General features: G+C 35.6%; 18 protein-coding genes. 5 read left to right on the forward strand and 13 right to left on the reverse strand.

Going from position 1 to position 19,749, the window contains the following annotated elements:
- Window positions 1–23: 23 nt before the first annotated feature.
- The 6 genes from ACIQ7T_RS18480 to ACIQ7T_RS18505 all read right to left on the reverse strand — a co-directional run bounded on the left by ACIQ7T_RS18480 (window position 24) and on the right by ACIQ7T_RS18505 (window position 8,166).
- Window positions 24–2,180 (reverse strand): RNA degradosome polyphosphate kinase, encoded by a 2,157-nt coding sequence (locus ACIQ7T_RS18480; protein ID WP_370076900.1) that lies wholly within the window; start codon window positions 2,178–2,180, stop codon window positions 24–26.
- Window positions 2,170–3,723: a Ppx/GppA phosphatase family protein gene (locus ACIQ7T_RS18485; RefSeq protein WP_370076898.1), complete on the reverse strand. Its 1,554-nt coding sequence runs from the start codon at window positions 3,721–3,723 to the stop codon at window positions 2,170–2,172. The genes ACIQ7T_RS18480 and ACIQ7T_RS18485 overlap by 11 nt, the downstream gene beginning before the upstream one ends.
- A gap of 302 nt (window positions 3,724–4,025) precedes the next feature.
- Complete coding sequence (locus tag ACIQ7T_RS18490; protein WP_370076896.1) at window positions 4,026–4,928, reverse strand: chemotaxis protein; 903 nt, start codon at window positions 4,926–4,928, stop codon at window positions 4,026–4,028.
- Between the two features lie 180 nt (window positions 4,929–5,108).
- Complete coding sequence (locus ACIQ7T_RS18495) at window positions 5,109–6,434, reverse strand: MFS transporter (protein WP_370076894.1); 1,326 nt, start codon at window positions 6,432–6,434, stop codon at window positions 5,109–5,111.
- Between the two features lie 673 nt (window positions 6,435–7,107).
- On the reverse strand, window positions 7,108–7,704 hold the full coding sequence (locus ACIQ7T_RS18500; RefSeq protein ID WP_402872352.1) for a protein kinase: 597 nt from the start codon (window positions 7,702–7,704) through the stop codon (window positions 7,108–7,110).
- A 144-nt stretch (window positions 7,705–7,848) separates the two neighbouring features.
- Window positions 7,849–8,166: a winged helix-turn-helix transcriptional regulator gene (locus tag ACIQ7T_RS18505; RefSeq protein WP_370076890.1), complete on the reverse strand. Its 318-nt coding sequence runs from the start codon at window positions 8,164–8,166 to the stop codon at window positions 7,849–7,851.
- Between the two features lie 164 nt (window positions 8,167–8,330).
- Here ACIQ7T_RS18505 and ACIQ7T_RS18510 point away from each other — a divergent pair, with 164 nt between their 5' ends.
- Window positions 8,331–8,723: a DoxX family protein gene (locus tag ACIQ7T_RS18510; protein ID WP_370076888.1), complete on the forward strand. Its 393-nt coding sequence runs from the start codon at window positions 8,331–8,333 to the stop codon at window positions 8,721–8,723.
- 142 nt (window positions 8,724–8,865) lie between these two features.
- Here the strand turns inward: ACIQ7T_RS18510 and ACIQ7T_RS18515 are convergent, their stop codons facing one another.
- The 3 genes from ACIQ7T_RS18515 to ACIQ7T_RS18525 all read right to left on the reverse strand — a co-directional run bounded on the left by ACIQ7T_RS18515 (window position 8,866) and on the right by ACIQ7T_RS18525 (window position 10,499).
- Complete coding sequence (locus tag ACIQ7T_RS18515; RefSeq protein ID WP_370076886.1) at window positions 8,866–9,732, reverse strand: NAD(P)-dependent oxidoreductase; 867 nt, start codon at window positions 9,730–9,732, stop codon at window positions 8,866–8,868.
- A 309-nt stretch (window positions 9,733–10,041) separates the two neighbouring features.
- Window positions 10,042–10,218, reverse strand: coding sequence for an aspartyl-phosphate phosphatase Spo0E family protein (locus tag ACIQ7T_RS18520; RefSeq protein WP_132357797.1), 177 nt, complete (start codon window positions 10,216–10,218; stop codon window positions 10,042–10,044).
- Window positions 10,219–10,310: 92 nt separating this feature from the next.
- The gene (locus ACIQ7T_RS18525) at window positions 10,311–10,499 is read right to left on the reverse strand and encodes a hypothetical protein (RefSeq protein ID WP_100544207.1); all 189 of its coding nucleotides are present in this window, start codon (window positions 10,497–10,499) and stop codon (window positions 10,311–10,313) included.
- Window positions 10,500–10,622: 123 nt separating this feature from the next.
- Here ACIQ7T_RS18525 and ACIQ7T_RS18530 point away from each other — a divergent pair, with 123 nt between their 5' ends.
- The 3 genes from ACIQ7T_RS18530 (at window position 10,623) to ACIQ7T_RS18540 (ending at window position 12,276) form a co-directional block, all read left to right on the forward strand.
- Window positions 10,623–10,811, forward strand: a complete 189-nt coding sequence (locus ACIQ7T_RS18530; protein WP_053483503.1) for a YkvS family protein — start codon at window positions 10,623–10,625, stop codon at window positions 10,809–10,811.
- 81 nt (window positions 10,812–10,892) lie between these two features.
- Complete coding sequence (locus ACIQ7T_RS18535; RefSeq protein ID WP_370076884.1) at window positions 10,893–11,507, forward strand: CPBP family intramembrane glutamic endopeptidase; 615 nt, start codon at window positions 10,893–10,895, stop codon at window positions 11,505–11,507.
- Between the two features lie 64 nt (window positions 11,508–11,571).
- Window positions 11,572–12,276 (forward strand): hypothetical protein, encoded by a 705-nt coding sequence (locus ACIQ7T_RS18540; protein WP_370076882.1) that lies wholly within the window; start codon window positions 11,572–11,574, stop codon window positions 12,274–12,276.
- Between the two features lie 375 nt (window positions 12,277–12,651).
- On the opposite strand, the gene ACIQ7T_RS18545 is transcribed toward ACIQ7T_RS18540, so the two are convergent.
- Window positions 12,652–13,098, reverse strand: a complete 447-nt coding sequence (locus tag ACIQ7T_RS18545; RefSeq protein WP_370076880.1) for a MarR family winged helix-turn-helix transcriptional regulator — start codon at window positions 13,096–13,098, stop codon at window positions 12,652–12,654.
- A gap of 122 nt (window positions 13,099–13,220) precedes the next feature.
- Complete coding sequence (locus ACIQ7T_RS18550; RefSeq protein WP_402872379.1) at window positions 13,221–14,687, reverse strand: PAS domain-containing sensor histidine kinase; 1,467 nt, start codon at window positions 14,685–14,687, stop codon at window positions 13,221–13,223.
- Window positions 14,688–14,898: 211 nt separating this feature from the next.
- Here ACIQ7T_RS18550 and ACIQ7T_RS18555 point away from each other — a divergent pair, with 211 nt between their 5' ends.
- Window positions 14,899–16,638 (forward strand): B12-binding domain-containing radical SAM protein, encoded by a 1,740-nt coding sequence (locus ACIQ7T_RS18555; RefSeq protein ID WP_402872359.1) that lies wholly within the window; start codon window positions 14,899–14,901, stop codon window positions 16,636–16,638.
- A gap of 455 nt (window positions 16,639–17,093) precedes the next feature.
- On the opposite strand, the gene ACIQ7T_RS18560 is transcribed toward ACIQ7T_RS18555, so the two are convergent.
- On the reverse strand, window positions 17,094–18,449 hold the full coding sequence (locus ACIQ7T_RS18560) for a TrkH family potassium uptake protein (RefSeq protein WP_370076875.1): 1,356 nt from the start codon (window positions 18,447–18,449) through the stop codon (window positions 17,094–17,096).
- Between the two features lie 129 nt (window positions 18,450–18,578).
- Window positions 18,579–19,343: a TerC family protein gene (locus ACIQ7T_RS18565; protein WP_370076873.1), complete on the reverse strand. Its 765-nt coding sequence runs from the start codon at window positions 19,341–19,343 to the stop codon at window positions 18,579–18,581.
- Window positions 19,344–19,749 lie beyond the last annotated feature (406 nt).

The following is a 19,749-nucleotide window of genomic DNA, read 5'->3' on the forward strand; positions in this document are numbered from 1 at the left end:
CCTCACTAAGTAGCGTGTTTGCTTTATTCTTCGTCTAGCGTAGGTTTTAGTGCATCCTTTAGGAAAATTTCCTGACTATTAATTGGGTCTTCACCACGGTCAAACTCTTTGTAATGATATTTTCCATTGGAGTCTTGAATACGAGCTTTTGCTGTATCCTCAAGTTGTGTATTCATGATGTTAATAATACGAGCTTTTGCTTCGCTTGCATATACAGGGAATAAAATTTCCACACGTTTAATCATATTACGAGTCATCATATCTGCAGAAGATAAGTAGACTTTATTTTCTCCATTATGATGGAACCAATAAATACGAGAATGCTCAAGGAAACGACCAACAATACTCGTTACTGTTATGTTTTCACTAATTCCAGGGATACCTGGTCTAATGCAACAAATACCCCGAATGATCAGCTCTACTTTCACACCTGCAATAGACGCCTCATATAGCTTCATCATTAAGTCTTTGTCCGTTAGTGAATTCATTTTAGCTCGAATAAAACCATTCCCATGCTTCTTATGACAAGCAATTTCCTCATCCATTAATCGGATAAACTCATCTCGAATATCAAATGGCGCCACAACTAAATGATTAAAAGTTGGCTTTTCTGTATAACCGCTTAAATAGTTAAAGAAGTTAGTAGCATCAATGCCAAATTCCTTATCTGTCGTTATTATACCCATGTCTGTATAAATTTTTGCAGTTGCATCATTATAATTTCCTGTTCCAAGATGTACAAAACGCTCAATCTTTCCATTTCGACGACTTACAACAAGCGTTATTTTCGAGTGTGTTTTTAAGTTATTCATACCGTAAATGACCAGGCAGCCAGCTTGCTCAAGTTGCTTTGCCCAAAGCACATTATTTTCTTCATCAAAACGTGCTTTCAATTCAACTAACACTGTTACCTGCTTACCATTTTCTGCTGCAAACTTTAACGCTTGTATAATAGGTGAATTACCACTTACACGATATAACGTTTGTTTGATTGCTAAAACATTTGGATTGACCGCCGCTTCTGAGATAAAATCTACAATTGGCACAAACGACTCATATGGGTGATGGAAAAATATATCTTGTTGCAGAGCTTTTTCAAAAATATTTTCATCCGATTGCAAATCTAATGGTGGCTGTGGAATAAAGCTTTCATATTCTAAATGTTCTCGACCAACAGATATGCCTTTTACAAACGAGAACATAAAAGTTAAATCTAGTGGTCCATCTATATGAAAAACATCTGTTTCTTCAATTTCAAATTCATCAAGTAAGTATGTAAGAACTTCCTCGCTCATCTCGCCCTCACGAACTTCTAGACGACTCCCTACACCCCATTTACGTTTTTTCAACTCTTTTTCGATTTCTACAAGTAAATCTCGTGCACCTTCCTCATGAATCGTTAAATCAGCATTACGTGTCAAACGGAAAGCCTGTGCTGATTTGACACTGTAACCATAAAAGAGCTTTTCGATATGCGCTACAATCACGTCTTCTAATAAGACAATAACTGTCTCTCCATCTGCTGATGGTACTTTAATATAACGATCTAAGACAGATGGAACTTGTACGATTGCTACCTTTTCACGATTTTCTAAGTCGGCTTCATCTTGCTCTAATAAAACAAGTAAATTCAAAGTTTTACCAAGCAAAGTTGGGAAGGGACGATACGCATCTACAGCTACAGGTGTTAAAACAGGGAAGATAGTTTCTGCAAACATTTCATTGACGAATGCTTTCTGTGTATTATTTAAGTCTTTCATGTCTGCAATATGTACATTATGTTGTGGTAATAAATCATATATTAAATGTCTATAAACTTCAGTTTGTCGGCGCACTAATGCCTGAGTTCGCTCTGCAATTTTTGCTAATTGTTCTTTTGGTGTTAAGCCTGACTTATTTTCAGGCTTATGGAAACCTGCACGCACCTGATCCTGTAGACCCGCAACACGCACCATAAAAAATTCATCTAAATTCGAGCTAAATATCGCCAAAAATTTCAATCGTTCTAGCAGAGGATTGTTGACATCCTCTGCTTCCTCTAATACTCGTTCGTTGAAGGCTAACCAGCTTAATTCACGATTATTATAGTATTGTGGCTTAGCGATTTCCTCTAGTAAACGACCTTGTGCTTCTGTTAAATTCCCTTCACTTAACTGATTATTCGTAACTTCAGTTGTCATAATTGCTCAACCCTTCTTCAATAAAGTTTATTTTTATAGGTATTTTCAGTGCGCGTTCTAGATGCTTTTTATGTCGATTTGCTTGATATTTTTCAGCGGTCGCATTGTGTTTCACATAGATGTTAAGCTGAACATAATCCTCTTTTGTTTGCATCTTAATGGTACGTACAATCTTTCTTTTAGATACATTTAACGCATAGACAAATTTTAAAAGTGCGCCAAAGTCTCGTATTTTACGATACTCCTCACGACTTATCCATTCTGTAAAAGGAGCTGCGAATAGCTGATAATAATCTTTATTTTTATACGAGGCTAACAGTGCTAATTTCACACGCTCCTTATGGTTTAGCCCATCGATAGATTGGTTCGCAATTAAATAAAAGGTATGCTGGCTCGCCGAACTTAACTCAATATACTCCCCTATATTAAAAACCTTCGCCGCTTTCGCCAATAATTGCAAATCTTTTGGATTATGTTGTAAACAACCGACGCGACAGCATTCACTGTACAATTGATCCGTTAAACGCGTCAAATAGTCCACTTCTATTTCAGTTCGACCATACTGACGAGCCAATCTTTTAGCGTTTCCCTCAAACACATTGTACTTATCAAACGCACGTTTATCTGTTTGCAAAATACGCTGTATAATGAGTCCTTCTCGCAAACCCTTTTTTGTTATTTGGAACAACTTACTGCCAACAACCTCCACTAACACATTGAAAACCTCTAGTGCAGGAGCGATGATGTCTGCACGATCTGTCGAAAGCCCATCTAACTGTTTCAATTCATTAAAACTTAAACTACCTAAAAACACACTGAGCTCCACTAAATTTTCCTTAGTCATTTCGTAGCCATGTACACTTGCTATCGGATATGCATGTTTTTGTTGATGAATTTGGGCAATATTTCGAGCACTACCACCAATGGCGATAATCGGTAAACCAATATCCTGAATCCACGGAAGTGATTTGAACTGTTCTTTAACAAATGCAATGAGTTCCTTTTTTTCACTACCATTCATAATCTCGCCCTTTACAAAACGTTGCTTTAAAGAAACTGTTCCAAAAGGGAAACTATAAGATTTCTGTAGTTCTTTATTTTCAAAAAGCGTTATTTCTGTACTACCACCACCAATATCGATAGTTACAGCGGACTTCGTGCCTATTGAATGCGCTACAGCAACAAAACCATAATATGCCTCTTCTTCTTCTGATAAAAGCTCTATTTGAATGCCTGTCTGTTCTTTCATTAAGGTAATAATTTTTGCTCTATTTGTTGCCTGACGGATTGCAGCTGTTGCAGCAGCTTTAACATCAGTCACTTCAAAATCATCGAGCATTTCTTTAAAAGTCAATAATGTTTCTGTTAATACTTGTATACCTTCTTCAGACATTTCACCAGAGGGCTGTAAATATGTACGTAAACGTGCAACCGTTTTAATATTTCCAATCTCACGAAGTCCCTCTTCTTTATCGTATTGATACAATACTAATCGAACAGTGTTGGAGCCAATATCGATGATAGCAGTTTTTAATTCATTCAAATGATCACTTCCTTAACGCATACATTCATACTATTTACTGATCGTTTAGCCTCCTCGGTTTGTAGATACAAACCTGCGGGCTCTTAGCTTGCCCGTGTCAGGATACTCACGTCAAAGTTGTATAGATCCCCCGACAAATCAGTCCTTATTATTTTGTTCCTAGCCTCATTTATCTATACAAAAGAGCCGGAGCCTAAAAGGCATCCGACTCTCTTAAAATTATTAATATACTTTCAGGATACCCATTATTAATATTGTGAAGTACCTTTATCTCTATTGTTAAACCCTGATAAAACTTAATTTTATAAGATAAGTTGATCTATTCGTAAAATAAGCTCCGCAATTTCAGGCTTACTAATTTGATCCTCTGCACCTACTTGGTCACCTTTATGACGAAGATCATCTGTAATTAAGCTTGAGAAAATAATAACAGGAAGCTTTTGGAGGTCTGGATGCTCTTTTATTTTACGTGTTAAATGATGCCCATCCATTTGTGGCATTTCAATGTCTGTCACAACTAATTGAATATGCTCGGCTACTTCGTTACCACCTTTGACGATAGATTCGAGGTATTCATAAGCATCACGGCCGTTTTCAAAGAATTCAACATTCGCATAACCCGCCTCATTCATAGTATCGAATAAGAGCTTACGTAGTAATGGCGAATCTTCAGCAATTAAAATTCGTTTTTCAGAGCGTTCACGTTTACCGAGCTTTTTAACGGATTCTACACTAATACCAGAATCCGGATTTATATCCACCATAATTCTTTCGAAATCAAGTAATAAAATCATCTGTTCATTTTGCTTAATAACACCAATTACTTGTGATGTTCCTCCTTGATACATATCAGAAGGTTTCTCGATTTGATTCCATGAAATACGGTGGATCTGCGTTACATTATCTACATGGAATACTACGCGCTGTTTATTAAACTCAGCTACAATATATTTTTGCTGAGGACTACGCTCTGCATTTTGAATACCTAATACTCGGAGCATATCAACTACTGGTAAAACCTCACCTCGTAATTGAATGATCCCTTCTACATGCGGGTGCGCGTGTGGAATAAATGTTACTGGAATCGGTTGAATAATTTCCTTTACTTTAATAACGTTAATACCAAATTTATTGTTCGCTACTTCAAATTCAACAATCTCTAGCTCATTTGTGCCACTTTCTAACAATATACCTTTATGTTCCAAAGCAACCCCGCTCCTTTCTCCTCAACTTCAATTTAATTCTATTTATAATTCAATTGTATCATAGGCAATACATTTCTCCTACTTGCTTTTACCAATTTTATCATGAACTTGGGTTGTCATCATAACATTGGGTTGATTTCCATTCCGATAGGGCGCTTACCTGGGCGTGCATACGTTTTTTCAAATGTCATCTCCAACTTTTGAGCCATTAATTTTTAAATGTATCAATAGGCCAATTATCGTCATCACAATTAATGTCGATAATGCAACACGGCTTGCTAGCGTTCCGTAATCTTTCATCCATAATGTGACCGTTCCGTAGACTGCCGGCCCAATAATGGAGGATACTTTACCTGAGAATGCAAATAAGCCAAAAAACTGACCCCGTTTTTCTTCTGGAGACAATTCAATAATATATGTTCTAGATGTTACCCACATGGATCCTAGTGATACGCCAAACATACTACCTGCAAGCCAGAACATCCATTGCTCTGTCGCAAAGACAGCAAATGTTAAAGCAACAATCATTAATAGCGCCACCACGGTAATCGCACGTTTGGCTCCAATTGCTTTTGTAATATAACCAAATGCAAAAGAGCCAATAATAGTTGAAACCGTAGACACTAAATAAAGCACGATAAATTGACCCGACGTAAAGCCGACAATCGTTGTTGCATATACAGCCATCATTGCAATGGTTGTTGCAATGGCATCATTTAAAAAGAAATAAGCAATCATAAAGGTGAAAATAGTTTTATATTGCTTCATGTCTTTAAAAGTCTGAACAATTTCCTTATAGCCATCTAGAAATTTAATAGGCTTGCGCTGAGACCTTGGAATCGGTGTATCTTTATTAATAAAAAATAATGGCAAAGAAAATAACAAATATAAAATTGCAGTTGGAATAAATGCCCGATGGAATCCACTATTTCCTACATACAAATAAACAAGTAGTCCAAGAATTGTACCAAGATATCCAATCGCTACCCCATAGCCAGAAATAAGGGGCATTTCTTCTTTTGTTCCTAAATCACCCATCATTGAATCATAGAACACTAGACTTGAATTAAAGAAAAATTTTGCGATGATAAAGCTGACTACAACTAAAAATAAACTAAGCGGCACACCTGAATAATTCGCTGACGTCTGTAGATTTGCAAAAACACCCATCATAAAGGTGAAAAAGATAGAGATAGATGCAAACCACACTATAAATCTCTTTTTATAGCCTGTATTATCAATCCATACACCAAAAAGTGGCGAAAAAACGACGAGGAAAAAGCTTGCAATGGCATTCGCATAAGAAATAAACGTGCTTGCCACCTGCTGCATTACCTCATTCGTCCCTAAAACTTCATCCATATAAAACGGGAAAAATATAGTATTAATATTTGAAGAAAATATTGTATTCGCAAAATCATAAAATGCCCACGATAAAATTGGCAGTGATAAATAAAGAGCTAACTGACTCCGATGCTGTGCGTCTATTACTGAATTCCGCTTCATAAAACCCTCCTTTCCATTCTCTATTATATGATCAATTATGCCTCGGCATAATTGCGTCCGGAATCGGCTTTGTGCTTAGGCCTGCGTGATGCAGGTCAGTTAGCCGTTATCGCATGGATGCGATGATTTTAGGCTAACATCCTAAATTGAACTCCTTTCCGATTCCGTGACATCCGCCGGGGGCTTTAACTTCTTTCAGCGGATGTTTGGACACCCAATGAAAAGTAACTTAAAACTGCATTCATCTCACCACCCATAGAGGTGGGGGACTTCTGCTGAAAGAAGTTAAATAAATTCCCTCATGTAATAAAAAATACCTCTTATCTAAAGAAAATTAACACTATTTACAATATACAATTATTTTCACTTGACTAACACTCTAAAATAAACGAATCTTAGCCTTATCTGCGGAATACTAAAAATTACATATTCATAATAAAAAAGGCTGTTTTCAATATAGATTGTAGCTATTAATACATAAAGACCAAGTTAATTCTACACATTTTGTAGATTAACTTGGTCTTTGGTAAATCCTTCTTTAACTAAACCACCCCGTTAGCCATCCATGGAGCGCAAAAATCAGCACTTCACCACAGAAAATGAAAGATGATTAAGTTCCTTCATGGGAGTTTATGTATAATATTTCTAAAACTTTCCGACATACTGATTCTCTTTATTCCTTACCACAATCATAACAACGTTTGTCTTTGTCATTGTCTCCGTACATACGGAGTTCCTTTTCTAATCCACAAACGCTGCAAAAGTCAAAATGTATTTGCGGAAGTATGCCTTCTTCGGCTAATGGAACCCACTCTTTTTCATATAAACTCTTTGTCATACCATAATCGGTAAAAACAAGTTTACCATCATTGTTTAAACCGTAATTACTACTGTCTTTTAAATCAAAGCAGTCGAAGTTTTTATCTAATATTTCTAAAACCTCATCAAATAAATTAGGGATCAAGCATCGGTGTTCTTCAACCTTTACCTCATACGATTGATTATTCTTTAGTTCTAAAGGTTTGTAATATTTTTGTACAGATATGAATTCATCAACATAGTATGTCTGAACGAGTAAGGGGGCAAGACCTTTATCAGCCATTGAAGTGTAAATTTCTAATTCATTTTTTGATTGTTTATAACCGATTGGATGTAAATGCACTTTTATTACATAATCCAAAACTCTATATACTTTTCTTGTAGAACCTATGCCAACAAAATTTTCATCTTTACAATACTGATTCCAATTTTGAATTATTTGTTTAAGCATTGTTTCCCCTCCTTACACAACTAAAAACTTAACTGTATATAAATTCAACACTTTGTTAATTTTTCCTTCTTAAAGATTAGTTGAAGAACAACGAAGACAGCCTAAAAAAGATATCCAAGCCCCCTCGCTTGGATATCCTTTTTACTATTCTTCTATATTCACCCACATAGAAGACCATTTTTCAATTGCTTTTAGGACCGGCGCAAGTGCATGTCCTTTTTCTGTTAGCTCGTATTCAATCACTACTGGTGTCGATGGAATAACAGTGCGTTTCACAATGTTCTCTATCTCTAATTCTTTTAATCTCTCCGTTAACACGCGACTGCTAATACCCATTTGTTTTTTAATTGTTGAGTATCGTTGAGGACCTTCTAATAACTGATAAATAAGCAGAGTGTTCCAGCTATGATTTAATATTTTTAGCGCTTTCTCAAATCGTGGGCAAATTTTTTTTTGATCCAATTTCCCTGCCTCCTAAGTACTTCGTTCTTATATAACAGTATATCATTTTTCCGAAAATCATTTTTAAAAATAAAATTAAGTTACTTGACAAAAGTTGTTTTTAAAAATAAACTAAGTTACGAAATGTAAGCACAAAAAAAAAAAAAAAAGGAGTTTATTAAACTATGCAAAATATCGGTTCAACTATTTTACGTGTGGTGCTTGGCTTTATTTTTGCCGCCCACGGATTCCAAAAATTTCAAGGTGGTATCGGCTTCACAGCTGATTATTTTGATGCCATAGGTATTCCAGGCTTTATGGCTTATATTGTTGCCATTATAGAACTAGTCGGTGGTGTTGCAATTATTCTAGGTTTAGGCACAAGACTTTTTGGCGCTTTATTGACAGTGACTATGATTGTTGCCATTTTCACGGCGAAGCTTAGTATTGGCTTTATCGGCGAAAACGGCTTAGCTGGATATGAATTTGATTTAGCTTTAGCTGCAATTGCTTTATACTTTGCACTTGCAGGAGCATCTAGTTTTTCTTTAGACGCAAAACTTTTTCATAAAGAGTAATGTTTCGTAGTTTGCTATTTTCTGTGTGTTAGTAAGCTGCAGCTTCTTTATCAAAGACAAAAACCCGAAGTACCCATCCTTTCATAAGATGATACTTCGGGTTTTCTAAAATCAGAATTCTTCGCTCTCTATAGTCAGTATTTTATTGATAAGCTTTTAAAAGAGCCTGTGTACCGTTTTCACCATAGCCTGCTTCCACTAGCTTGTCATACATATCATAAGCAAGTGCTAGACCTGGTAATGTAATCCCCATTTTTTTAGATTCGTCTAAAGCAATTTTCATATCCTTTACAAAATGCTTGATATAAAAACCTGGTGCGTAATCTTCTTTGATCATACGGGGTGCTAAATTACTTAACGACCAGGAGCCTGCTGCACCCGACGAAATAGATTGCAATACTGTTGGTAAATCAAGTCCAGCCTTTAAACCGTAAGCAAGTGACTCACACACACCAATCATTCCAGAAGCAATAACGATCTGATTACACATTTTAGCATGCTGTCCTGCACCAGCTTCACCTTGATAAACAATATTTTCACCAAAATGTTTCATGACTGATAAAACTTTATTAAATGTATCTTGGCTACCACCAACCATAATTGATAATGTCCCATTTTGAGCACCAATATCTCCTCCAGAAACAGGCGCATCTAGTGCTTCTACCCCAAGCTTTTGGGCATGCTCAAAAATTTTCTTTGCCAATGTTGGCTCTGAAGTGGTCATATCAATAACGATATTGCCGGATTCAGCTGTTTGCAATAAACCGTTATCTCCAAAATAAACTTCCTCTACATCTGCTGGGTATCCAACCATTGTAAAGGCAATATCCTTATTTTTAAATGCTTCTGCCGGAGTACTTGCCCAAGCTGCACCTAGCGCCAAAAGCGGCTCCGCTTTCTCCTTTGTACGTGTGTAAACTGTCACCTCATGACCATTTTTTAATAAATGCTTGATAATACTTGCCCCCATAACACCACTGCCGATAAATGCAATACTCTCTTTTCCCATATGTACATACTCCTTTGTTTATCCAGGCTATCGATTCTACATAACCAATCATTAGCACTTATTTTTATCTTTCAGTGTAGTTGAATAAGTGCGATAATTCAAACTCCTTTTATTAAGTTGTACTATATACCTTATGTGCTGGACACTCGCTGAAAGAAGTTAAATCAAAATAAAAAAGAGAGCAAGTGATGGGGTATCACTGCTCTAAAGGGGGAAATGAGAATGTTGCTGTGTTCAAAATAAGTATTCCCCAACTAATGCTTTTTAAACATATTATTTAAAAAGTTTATACTCTGAAGGAACATTCTTTCAATCTTCTTGATCTTCTTCTTCTTCAAATGCTGTCTGTCTATAATAAGTATTCATTAACTGATCTAATCTGCGACTCAGTTGAATGGTTTTTGCATTTTGTAATCCGTTCTCTACACCTGAGCGAATCATCATTTCACGAGTTTGCTCCATTTGTTTCAAGAGTAGATTGACCATTCATACAACCCTCCACACACAAATAATCATACCATTATTATACATTTATATTTCATTTCTTACAGCATTAACTTACGACAATGTTCGACAAATTAGCTTCTTGCAACTTCTTGATAAGTATAGATTACTCGTCCATTTTGTTTGGCCTCACCCCTAAAATGTTTAAATAAAGGATGTTTTACAAGTACTTCTCGAAACTCATAAAATTGTTCCTTTTCTATCTCTATACTTTTTAATTCCCCGTTTTGTAATTGTTTAAGCATATTTTCGTATTTTTCCATTTTTCTTTTCCTCACTTCTTAGTATTTTGTTTAATAAATTATGAATTATTTAAAAAGGGCTTTACGTTTTCCATTTTTTCATGCAAACTGTATATTATTAGTCGATGAAGGAGCTGACTGTCTGTGAAAATAGCTGAAGTTGGAAATATTATCGAGTTTAAAGATGGCTTACAGGGTATAGTAGAAAAAGTAAATGAAAATTCGGTGATCGTTGATTTAACATACATGGAAAATTTCGATTCCCTTGAAATTGAAGAAAAAACGGTCGTCAACCATAAACGTTACAAAATTTTATATACAAACGAGGCTTAATAGTCTGAATAGTCCCTATTTGTCTTTATAGATGATAAGGGGCTTTTTTTTTGATAATATTAAAAGCATGGAGGTCGAATAATGCTTACAAATTCGAAACAAACAATAATATTGCTCCTTTCTTTATTATTCGTTTATGGCATGCTTGCATATACCTTTGCTAACCAAGCTGTATTTTGGTACCTATATGCTTTTACTTTACTTGTATGTATTGCCATTGCCATTTTGGCTGGTAAAATTGAAGATCAATTACCTACGTGGAAATTTTTACTTTTCGGTATTGGGTACGGTACAATAACATACGGTATTATACGCTTTGGCTATTGGCTTGCACCATACATTAATGATTCATTAGTACAGTCAGTACAAAAATTTTTAGCAAACTATGGACCACAAAATATTTGGCACTATATTTTACTCGTATTCATTGTTGCAATCGGTGAAGAGATTTTTTGGCGTGGCTATGTTCAACAACAGCTGAAACGCTTTATGCGTCCTATTTTTGCTGTTATTGTAACTGCGATTTTATGCGCCATCTCTATTGCATTAAGCGGTTTTATGCTTGGTATGATCGCCGCATTTGTAACCGGCCTTATTTGGGGCTTGTTATATGAATGGCGTAAAAGTATGCCACTTGTTATTGTAACCCATGTAGTTTTTGTACTACTATTATTTTTAGTGTTACCTTTAACATGATAACATTAAAATTTGGAAACATTTTATCTTTACCAGCGTTTAATTAAGAAAGGGAGGGCTTTTCATGCAAAAAAAATTATTTTCTGTACCTGCATTATTACTAACAGCTGTTTTAGTCGTAGGATGTAATACTTCCGAAACAAAGGATTCTGATGCTCAAAAAAATGAGCCATCAAATACACCGACTGAACAGCAACAACCATCATCTAAGGATACAACTGTAGATGAATCGCAAGAAACGCCTACATCAAATGAAACAAATAAAGACAATACAGATAATAAAGACAATACAACTAAAAAAGAACAAGAAGTTAAATATGTACAAAAAGGTGTAGACAAGACTGAAAAAGCAACGGAATCTAAAAGTGTTGATCAAGACTATAAAGTGCACCAACTACCTGGATTTACACTTACACAAGAAGAACCAGGTAAAGACATGTTAGTTTCTAATGACAATGCTGAAGTATTTATGCGTATCGAATCTATTGATGCATCACAAACAAGCTACGAAGATGCAAAAACATCTATGCAAGATTATATGAATGCTGTTGGTGAACCATCATCTTTATCTTCTGAAGATTTAGCTGCATTTAAAGATGTTAAAAACATTGAGGGTTATGTTGTACATTTTGAAGCAGAGAAAGAAAAAGTAATCGGCGTTGTTTTTGAAAAAGACGGTTTAATTACAAAACTAACAATTCACGATAACGACGAATTAGATTTAACAGATGCTATGCTTAAAATGGCAGCAACTATTTCTAAAAAATAATTATTCAAATAAGACTGTAGACAAACTTGTTTGCTCTATAGTCTTTTTTATGTTGACGGTGTTAAGGTTTCAAGAAGCTGAACAGGTTCCAAATATCAATTTTCTACTTTAACAGTTCCTTTATTTTAAATAGGGTTTATAGCATAATGTGAGGCTGATTTTCGTTCCGGCTAGGTGATGTCAGATGGGCGGCTAGGAGCGATCATGGGGGCTTTAACACAGGTCAGGATACTTAGCCTTCGATTGCGCTCGCTCCTTCCTTATCTTTGACGTTAAGGATTTAAGAGGGGGTTGTTGGAGTACTTTAACTTCTTCCACAATAACACGTTGCGTTCCATAAAAAAAGTTGCCTCAAACTCATTGAGACAACTCTTTTTAATAAGATAAGTCTTTAATAGACAGGCCTAATTTTTTTAATAAAGTGATCGCTTGACCTTTTTCTTCAACAGATAATACACTCATCAATTCATGTAAATGCTGTTCATGTTTTGGAAATAGTTCTCCCATAAATGCTTCACCTTTGTCCGTAATTTCTGCATAGGTAACACGGCGATCTGATGGACATGAGACACGCAATAAATACCCTCTTTTTTCAAGTTTGTCAATGACATACGTAATAGACCCACTAGCTAGCAAAATTTTATTGCCAATTTGCTGTAATGGCTGTCTTCCTTTATGATAAAGAAGCTCTAATACAGCAAATTCAGTAGGGTTTAATCCATTCTCTTGAAAAAATTGATGGGTCGTCTCATTAATCGCTTTATGTGCACGTGATAATACTATATATAATTTTAAAGATTGCTTTATCTCTTCTGACGTCATATCCTTTTCCTCTCAATTCGCGTTTTATACATGCCATTATAGCGATATTAGAAAAGCATTGTCAAAAGCAATATTTGATTTTAAGCCTTTTACGGTGGTTTAAGTTACCATTTTGACTCTTCTTATGTTACTAAATAAGCAGAATCTTTCGTGGAAACATCCATTGTATCCATCTGATTAAATGTGTAAATCGGGAATTGTAAGTGGAAGCATGTCCCCTTCTGTAATTCACTATTCACACCTATTACACCTTCATGCTCTTCAATCACCTTTTTCACGAAAGCAAGGCCTAGTCCTGTCCCTGTTGATTTCGTCGTGTAAAAAGGTTGGAATAAGTTTTGAAGGGTAGCACTGTCCATACCGGTACCTTCGTCTTTAATCAGTAATTCTACAATCGCACAGTCAATAGCATTCATTTCTACTGTGATCGTTCCACCATTATTCATGGATTCCATCGCATTTTTAATAAGATTCATGAATACTTGCTTTAAGCGATTCTCATTGCCACCAATGTATACTTGTGTAGAAGGAGAAATGTATTGAATCATAATATTTTTCATAAGCGCATCTGGAAGCATAAACTCAATCACTTGCTTCACAATGTGATCTAGCTCTAATAATTCCACTTTCATACTTGTTGGCTTGGACAATACTAAAAGCTCGGATAAAATTTGTTCCATCCGTTGGAGCTCACTATCGATGACAGATAAATACATGCGTGACTCTTCATCAGCATTTAACTTTAACAATTCGGTAAAGCCCTTTAAAGAAGTTAATGGATTACGAATTTCATGGGCGATACTTGCGGCCATTTGACCGACAACATTTAAAGCTTGTTGATGTTCAACTTTATGTTGAAGTTGTTTCTTTTCTGTTTCATCATTAATGACTGTGACAATAATATTGTTATATTCATCAAAGATACTTGAAATTTCATAATAGCAAGGGCTAGTAACTATAGTTTCATCAATTACATGAATACTCGCATGCTTTTCACCCATCAGTTTAGAAAGGTATGTTGTAATTTGACCCTTCTTCAATGTAAATGTATCGAATATGTGCTGATGTGCCCTATGAAGAAGCAGCGATTTTTCTATTCTTAAAAACATTTCAGCATACTTATTTAGCCCAAGAATTATCCCGCTAGCGTCACTTATAATAACAGCGTACGGTAAGTGATCATAAGCATTGAAAGATTGTGATCTCTCCTGCTCTTGGCTAACATATAATTCATGAGCTATGTCATTATTTAACGTTGAAATTTGCGCAACAATTTCTTCAGTGCTTGGATCATAAAAACATTTAAAGGACATCATTTCAAACTCATTACCAGCTGTTTGAATATTGAAGATTTCTTCTGATCTTAACTCGCTTTCTAATTGTTTAACGAACTTCGCCCAATTTAAATTAGATGGCTCGTCCATAGTTAAATAGCCAAAATACGTTGAATTGAGGTTAAAAAGTTTAACAGCAGCCTCATTCACGTTCAAAATTTTTCCTACTTTATTAAGAATAAGTGTTGGTGACGAAGTACTTGTCATAAGATTTTCAAAACATTGATTAATATCATTTTGCTTCAACTTTCTCACCGAACCTTTCAATAGAGTAAATAACCCCTTATTCGAATTTTGAGCCTTTACTATACTTTATGACTGTACGATTCTATTATTACAAAATTTAGTAAATTTAAGTATTTAAAATTATTTCACGAACTGTTCACAAAATAAATAGGTAAAAAGGATTATATTGTATGACAGCTACTTGACTGTTACAATTAGAAATTGAAAGGAAGATTATTGCATGAATACTATTTTAACTACTTTAAACGCAAAGTATATTCACACAAATTTAGCATTGCGTTATTTAAAAGGTGCAGCTTTACCAGAATTTAATCCAATTATTGCAGAATATACAATTAAAGATCCTGCTTTTAATATTGTATCAGATTTGTTCCAAAAAAAACCTGATATTGTAGGATTTAGTTGCTATATTTGGAATATTGAAGAAACCATTCACGTCATCAAGATGTTAAAAACTGTCTGTCCAAATGTTAAAATTTTGCTCGGTGGACCTGAAGTTTCTTATGATGCCCACCATTGGTTACGTAAAATTGAAGAGGTTGATTTCATTATTATGGGTGAAGGAGAAACATCCTTTAAACAATTACTACGCTATTTTCATGGAGAAATTGCATTGGACGATGTTCCAGGGATTTGCTACTTAGAGGATGGTAAAGTACGCATACACGCACAAGCACCAAAAATAGATTTACGTGAATTACCAAGTCCATTTCGTTTTGAAGAGGATCTCCCTCATTTAAGCAAACGAATTCAATATATTGAAACAAGTAGAGGCTGTCCATTTAGCTGTCAATTTTGTTTATCTTCTATTGAAGTAGGTGTTCGTTATTTCAACCGAGAAAAAATAAAAGAAGATATTCGATTCTTGATGGACAATGGTGCACGTACTATTAAATTTGTCGACCGCACATTTAATATAAGCCGCAGCTATGCCATGGAAATGTTCCAATTTTTAATCGACGAACATAAGCCAGGGGTCGTATTCCAATTTGAAATTACTGCAGATATTATGCGTCCTGAAGTGATCCAGTTTTTAAATGATAACGCACCAAAAGGTCTGTTCCGTTTTGAAATTGGTGTTCAGTCAACGAATGATTTAACAAATACTCTTGTGAAGCGCCGTCAAAACTTTGAAAAACTAACGCGTACAGTGACGATGGTCAAAGAAGGTGGAAAGATTGATCAGCATTTAGATTTAATCGCTGGTTTACCAGAGGAGGATTATGCAAGCTTCCGTCAAACCTTTAATGATGTTTTCGCAATGCGACCAGAAGAATTACAGCTTGGATTCCTAAAACTTCTGCGTGGTACAGGCCTTCGTCTAGAGGCTGAAAAATTCGGCTATACGTATGTGGACCAATCTCCTTACGAAATTTTCTCAAACAATGTCTTAACGTTTGATGATATAGTACGCATTAAACATGCAGAGGATGTACTTGAGAAATATTGGAACGATCACCGTATGGATCATACGATTGAATACTTAGTAACTGAAGTGTTTGAAACACCATTTGATTTCTTCCAAAACTTCGGTACTTATTGGGAAACAAAAGGTTGGTCTCGTATCGGTCATCAGCTCGAAGATTTATTCCGTCGTTTATTAATGTTTTTAGAAACTGTAGAGGGTGCTAATTTAACTATCATTAAAAGCCTAATGCAACTAGATTATTTAATGGCACAGCAGTTCCAGCCACGTAAATTATGGTGGAAGGAGCGCCCTACAGTGGAGCAACAGAAAGCACTTTATGCTGCCTTACGTGAAAACCCTGCAATTGCAGGTGAGGAATTCGCCAGCTTCAATCTATCTGAAAAAGAGTTGTTTAAACATACGCTCATTATTCCGCACCATGTAGATTACCAAAATTTCTCAAATGGCAAAATTGTACAAAAAAACAGCTATTTATTAACTTACTTCCGTCACGGTCAAGCACCATACTTTGCAACAATCCACTCTATATAATAAGAAACGCTAGTCCTTTAATAAAATTTAGGACTAGCGTTTTTTTCATCCATCATTAACTTTTTCAGTAACCTAAAATGAAACCAAACAATTACTTTTTTATTTATGCAAATTGTCAATAATAACCATATTCATTGCTATCAACAGATATTCTAAGTGGCATTACAATTATCCTAAAAAAGTTTAGTACGAAATTCTCAACCAGTTACCACCTTATTATTGTAAAAATTACCTATCGAATAATCGTAATAACCGGGAAAAACAATTTAAATTTTTTTGACAATTATGTGGCGACATCCTTTTTTTAGTCAATTAAACAATCTTAGACCCCTTTTATGCATAGATTTTCTACTCAGGTAATCTCTAAATTTCTCAGTTTTCATATAAATAAGCTTTAGGGTTAATCGGAAAAATAAAAAAGAGCTAAATTAGCTCTTTTTTAATCTCCTAGTAATTTACCCAATAATTACACGCTCTTTAGGATAGTGATAATTAGATTTTTTGCCTCTACCTCCACCCCCTAAAGTGTAAAGGAAGGAAATTAAACCGACACGACCAATAAACATTAAAATCATAATGATAATTTTGCCAACTACCGATAGGTCGGAGGTGATTCCTAAAGACATCCCACACGTTCCGAACGCTGATGTAATTTCAAAGATTATTTGAATCAGTGATGCGTGTGGTTCAGTAATGAGCAAAATAATAGTCGCAACTAATACCATAAAGAATGCCAATAAAATAACAACAAACGAGCGGAATACATCAATTAAATGTATTTCACGTCCGAATACTTGAATATCCTCTCTTCCTCGTGAAAAGGTAATTAGGAATAGAATGGCCATTGCAAACGTTGTTGTACGTATCCCACCACCAACTGAACTTGGTGAGGCACCAATAAACATTAAAAAGCTCATAAAAATATCTGTTGCTTCACTAAAGGTTGTTACATCATACGTCGTAAGTCCAGCTGATCGTGTTGAAACAGAATGGAACATTGCCGAAAATAGTGCCTCATGCCAAGACATTCCCTTAAAGGAATGGAACGATTCAAGCAATAAAATAACGACAGCCCCTACCGCAAATAAAATTGCATATGTGGAGGTAGTTATTTTTGTAAATAAACTAAAACGGAAATTTGTATGGCGATTTAATAAAAAGGTTTTCACTTCAATTAATACTGGGAAGCCTATCGCACCAAGCACAATTAACACCATCGTTATCAATTGAACAAAGTAATCGTTATGAAACGGAAGCAAACTCATGCCTGTAATATCAAAGCCACCATTTGTAGTAGCTGAAATTGAGGCAAAGACACCATGAAGCAAGGCTTCTTCGAAAGTGTCAAAATAATTTGTAAAGTGCAAAGTTAAAATTAACGCACCCATCAATTCAATACCAATTAAGATTTTCAATATTTCCCGAATTAATTGAACAACCCCTGACAAATTGTATTGATTATGATCGATCATAATCAATTGACGCTCACGCATACCAATTTTTTTCCCAACTAGTAACCACACAAAAGTACCAAGTGACATAATGCCAATTGCGCCAAGCTGTAAAATGACAAGTACCATCGCAATCCCGAATGTTGTGTAGCTTTCAGATATATTGAATGTTGTTAAACCTGTTACACTAACTGCACTTACTGCAGTAAACAAGCTATCTAATAATGAAACATTAACTCCTTCTTGATGAACGCCTGGTAGCCGTAGTAACAGGAAGGAAATAGCTATAGCTATAAAATAATAAGAGACAAGTACCTGAAAAGGTGTTACAAGTCTATTTTTTGATCTTTTCCAGGGCACTTTGACAACCCCTTCCTCATATGATGCCAAACTCGATAGATATTAGTATAGAAAAAATACATCAAAAAAGAAAGAGGAATAGATACGACTATTCCTCTCATCAAATATGCCTCTGTTGAAATAAGTTAATTATTGATCTTGATGTTTATGACGAACTCCTACTAAATAACCTACTAGTGCGATGGCCACTAATACAATCCAGAAAGTTAACTCCCACACAGTAGAATGCGGAAATTCTGCAGGTAATATGCCCACCTTCTCATGTGACAAAGTCAACACAACAAGCTTCACGCCTACCCAACCTACAATTAAAAACGCAGCGGTCTCAAGTGAGGGGTAGTCATTTAATATTTTCACAAACCATTGTGCCGCAAATCGCATCATTATAACCCCAATAAAGCCTCCAAGTAACATGACAATAAATTGTCCACCATTGATGCCACCTATATCAAAGTTCCCTAACTGCGGTAAAGTTACAGCAATGGCAACTGCAGCAAGCATTGAATCAATAGCAAATGCAATATCCGCTGCCTCTACCTTAAGCACTGTCATCCAAAAACCAGCGCCCTTTTTCCCCGCTTCATCGTTAGATTCTTCGTTTGAATCCCCTTTATGACGCAAATCATATATATTTTTGGCAGACATGAATAGTAAATAAGCTGCTCCCAACGCTTGGATTTGCCAATAATTAACTAATACTGTAATGACAAAAAGTGCTGAGAATCGGAAAATTAATGCGCCGAATAATCCATAAAATAATGCCTTTTTTTGTTGTTCTTGTGGCAGGTGCTTCACCATCACAGCCATCACAACTGCATTATCTGCTGCTAATAACCCTTCTAATACTACAAGTACAATCAGTACCCAGCCGTATTGTAATAAAATTGATTCCATTCATGTGCCTCCTCTAAAGCTCTGTTTACCCAAAATAGTCATTATTATACGAATACAAAAGAAAAGACCTCTGCCTCTAAAAAGGCAAAGGTCTCGCTAAGCAAATAAATACTAATCGTTCAATACCGCTAGTATAGAGTTATTCGCTTATCACACCCGATGGTAAAAAACCACGTCATGACGAATGTGAATCCAGATACTTCGCTCGTACCTGTTAGCTACTCCCCTTTGACAAAACGTCGAAGGTTTTTTTCTTCTGAAAACTTATTATAGCACTATCATATATGAGTGGCAAAATTATCTACCCCACTTTAAACAATAACTCTATGTCTACCGCAAGATCAATTATGCCTCGGCATAATTGCGTCCGGAAACGGCTTTGTGCTTAGGCCTGCGTGAGGGTCGA

Origin of the sequence: Lysinibacillus sp. NPDC096212 (assembly GCF_044763105.1) — a bacterium.
GTDB lineage: Bacteria > Bacillota > Bacilli > Bacillales_A > Planococcaceae > Lysinibacillus.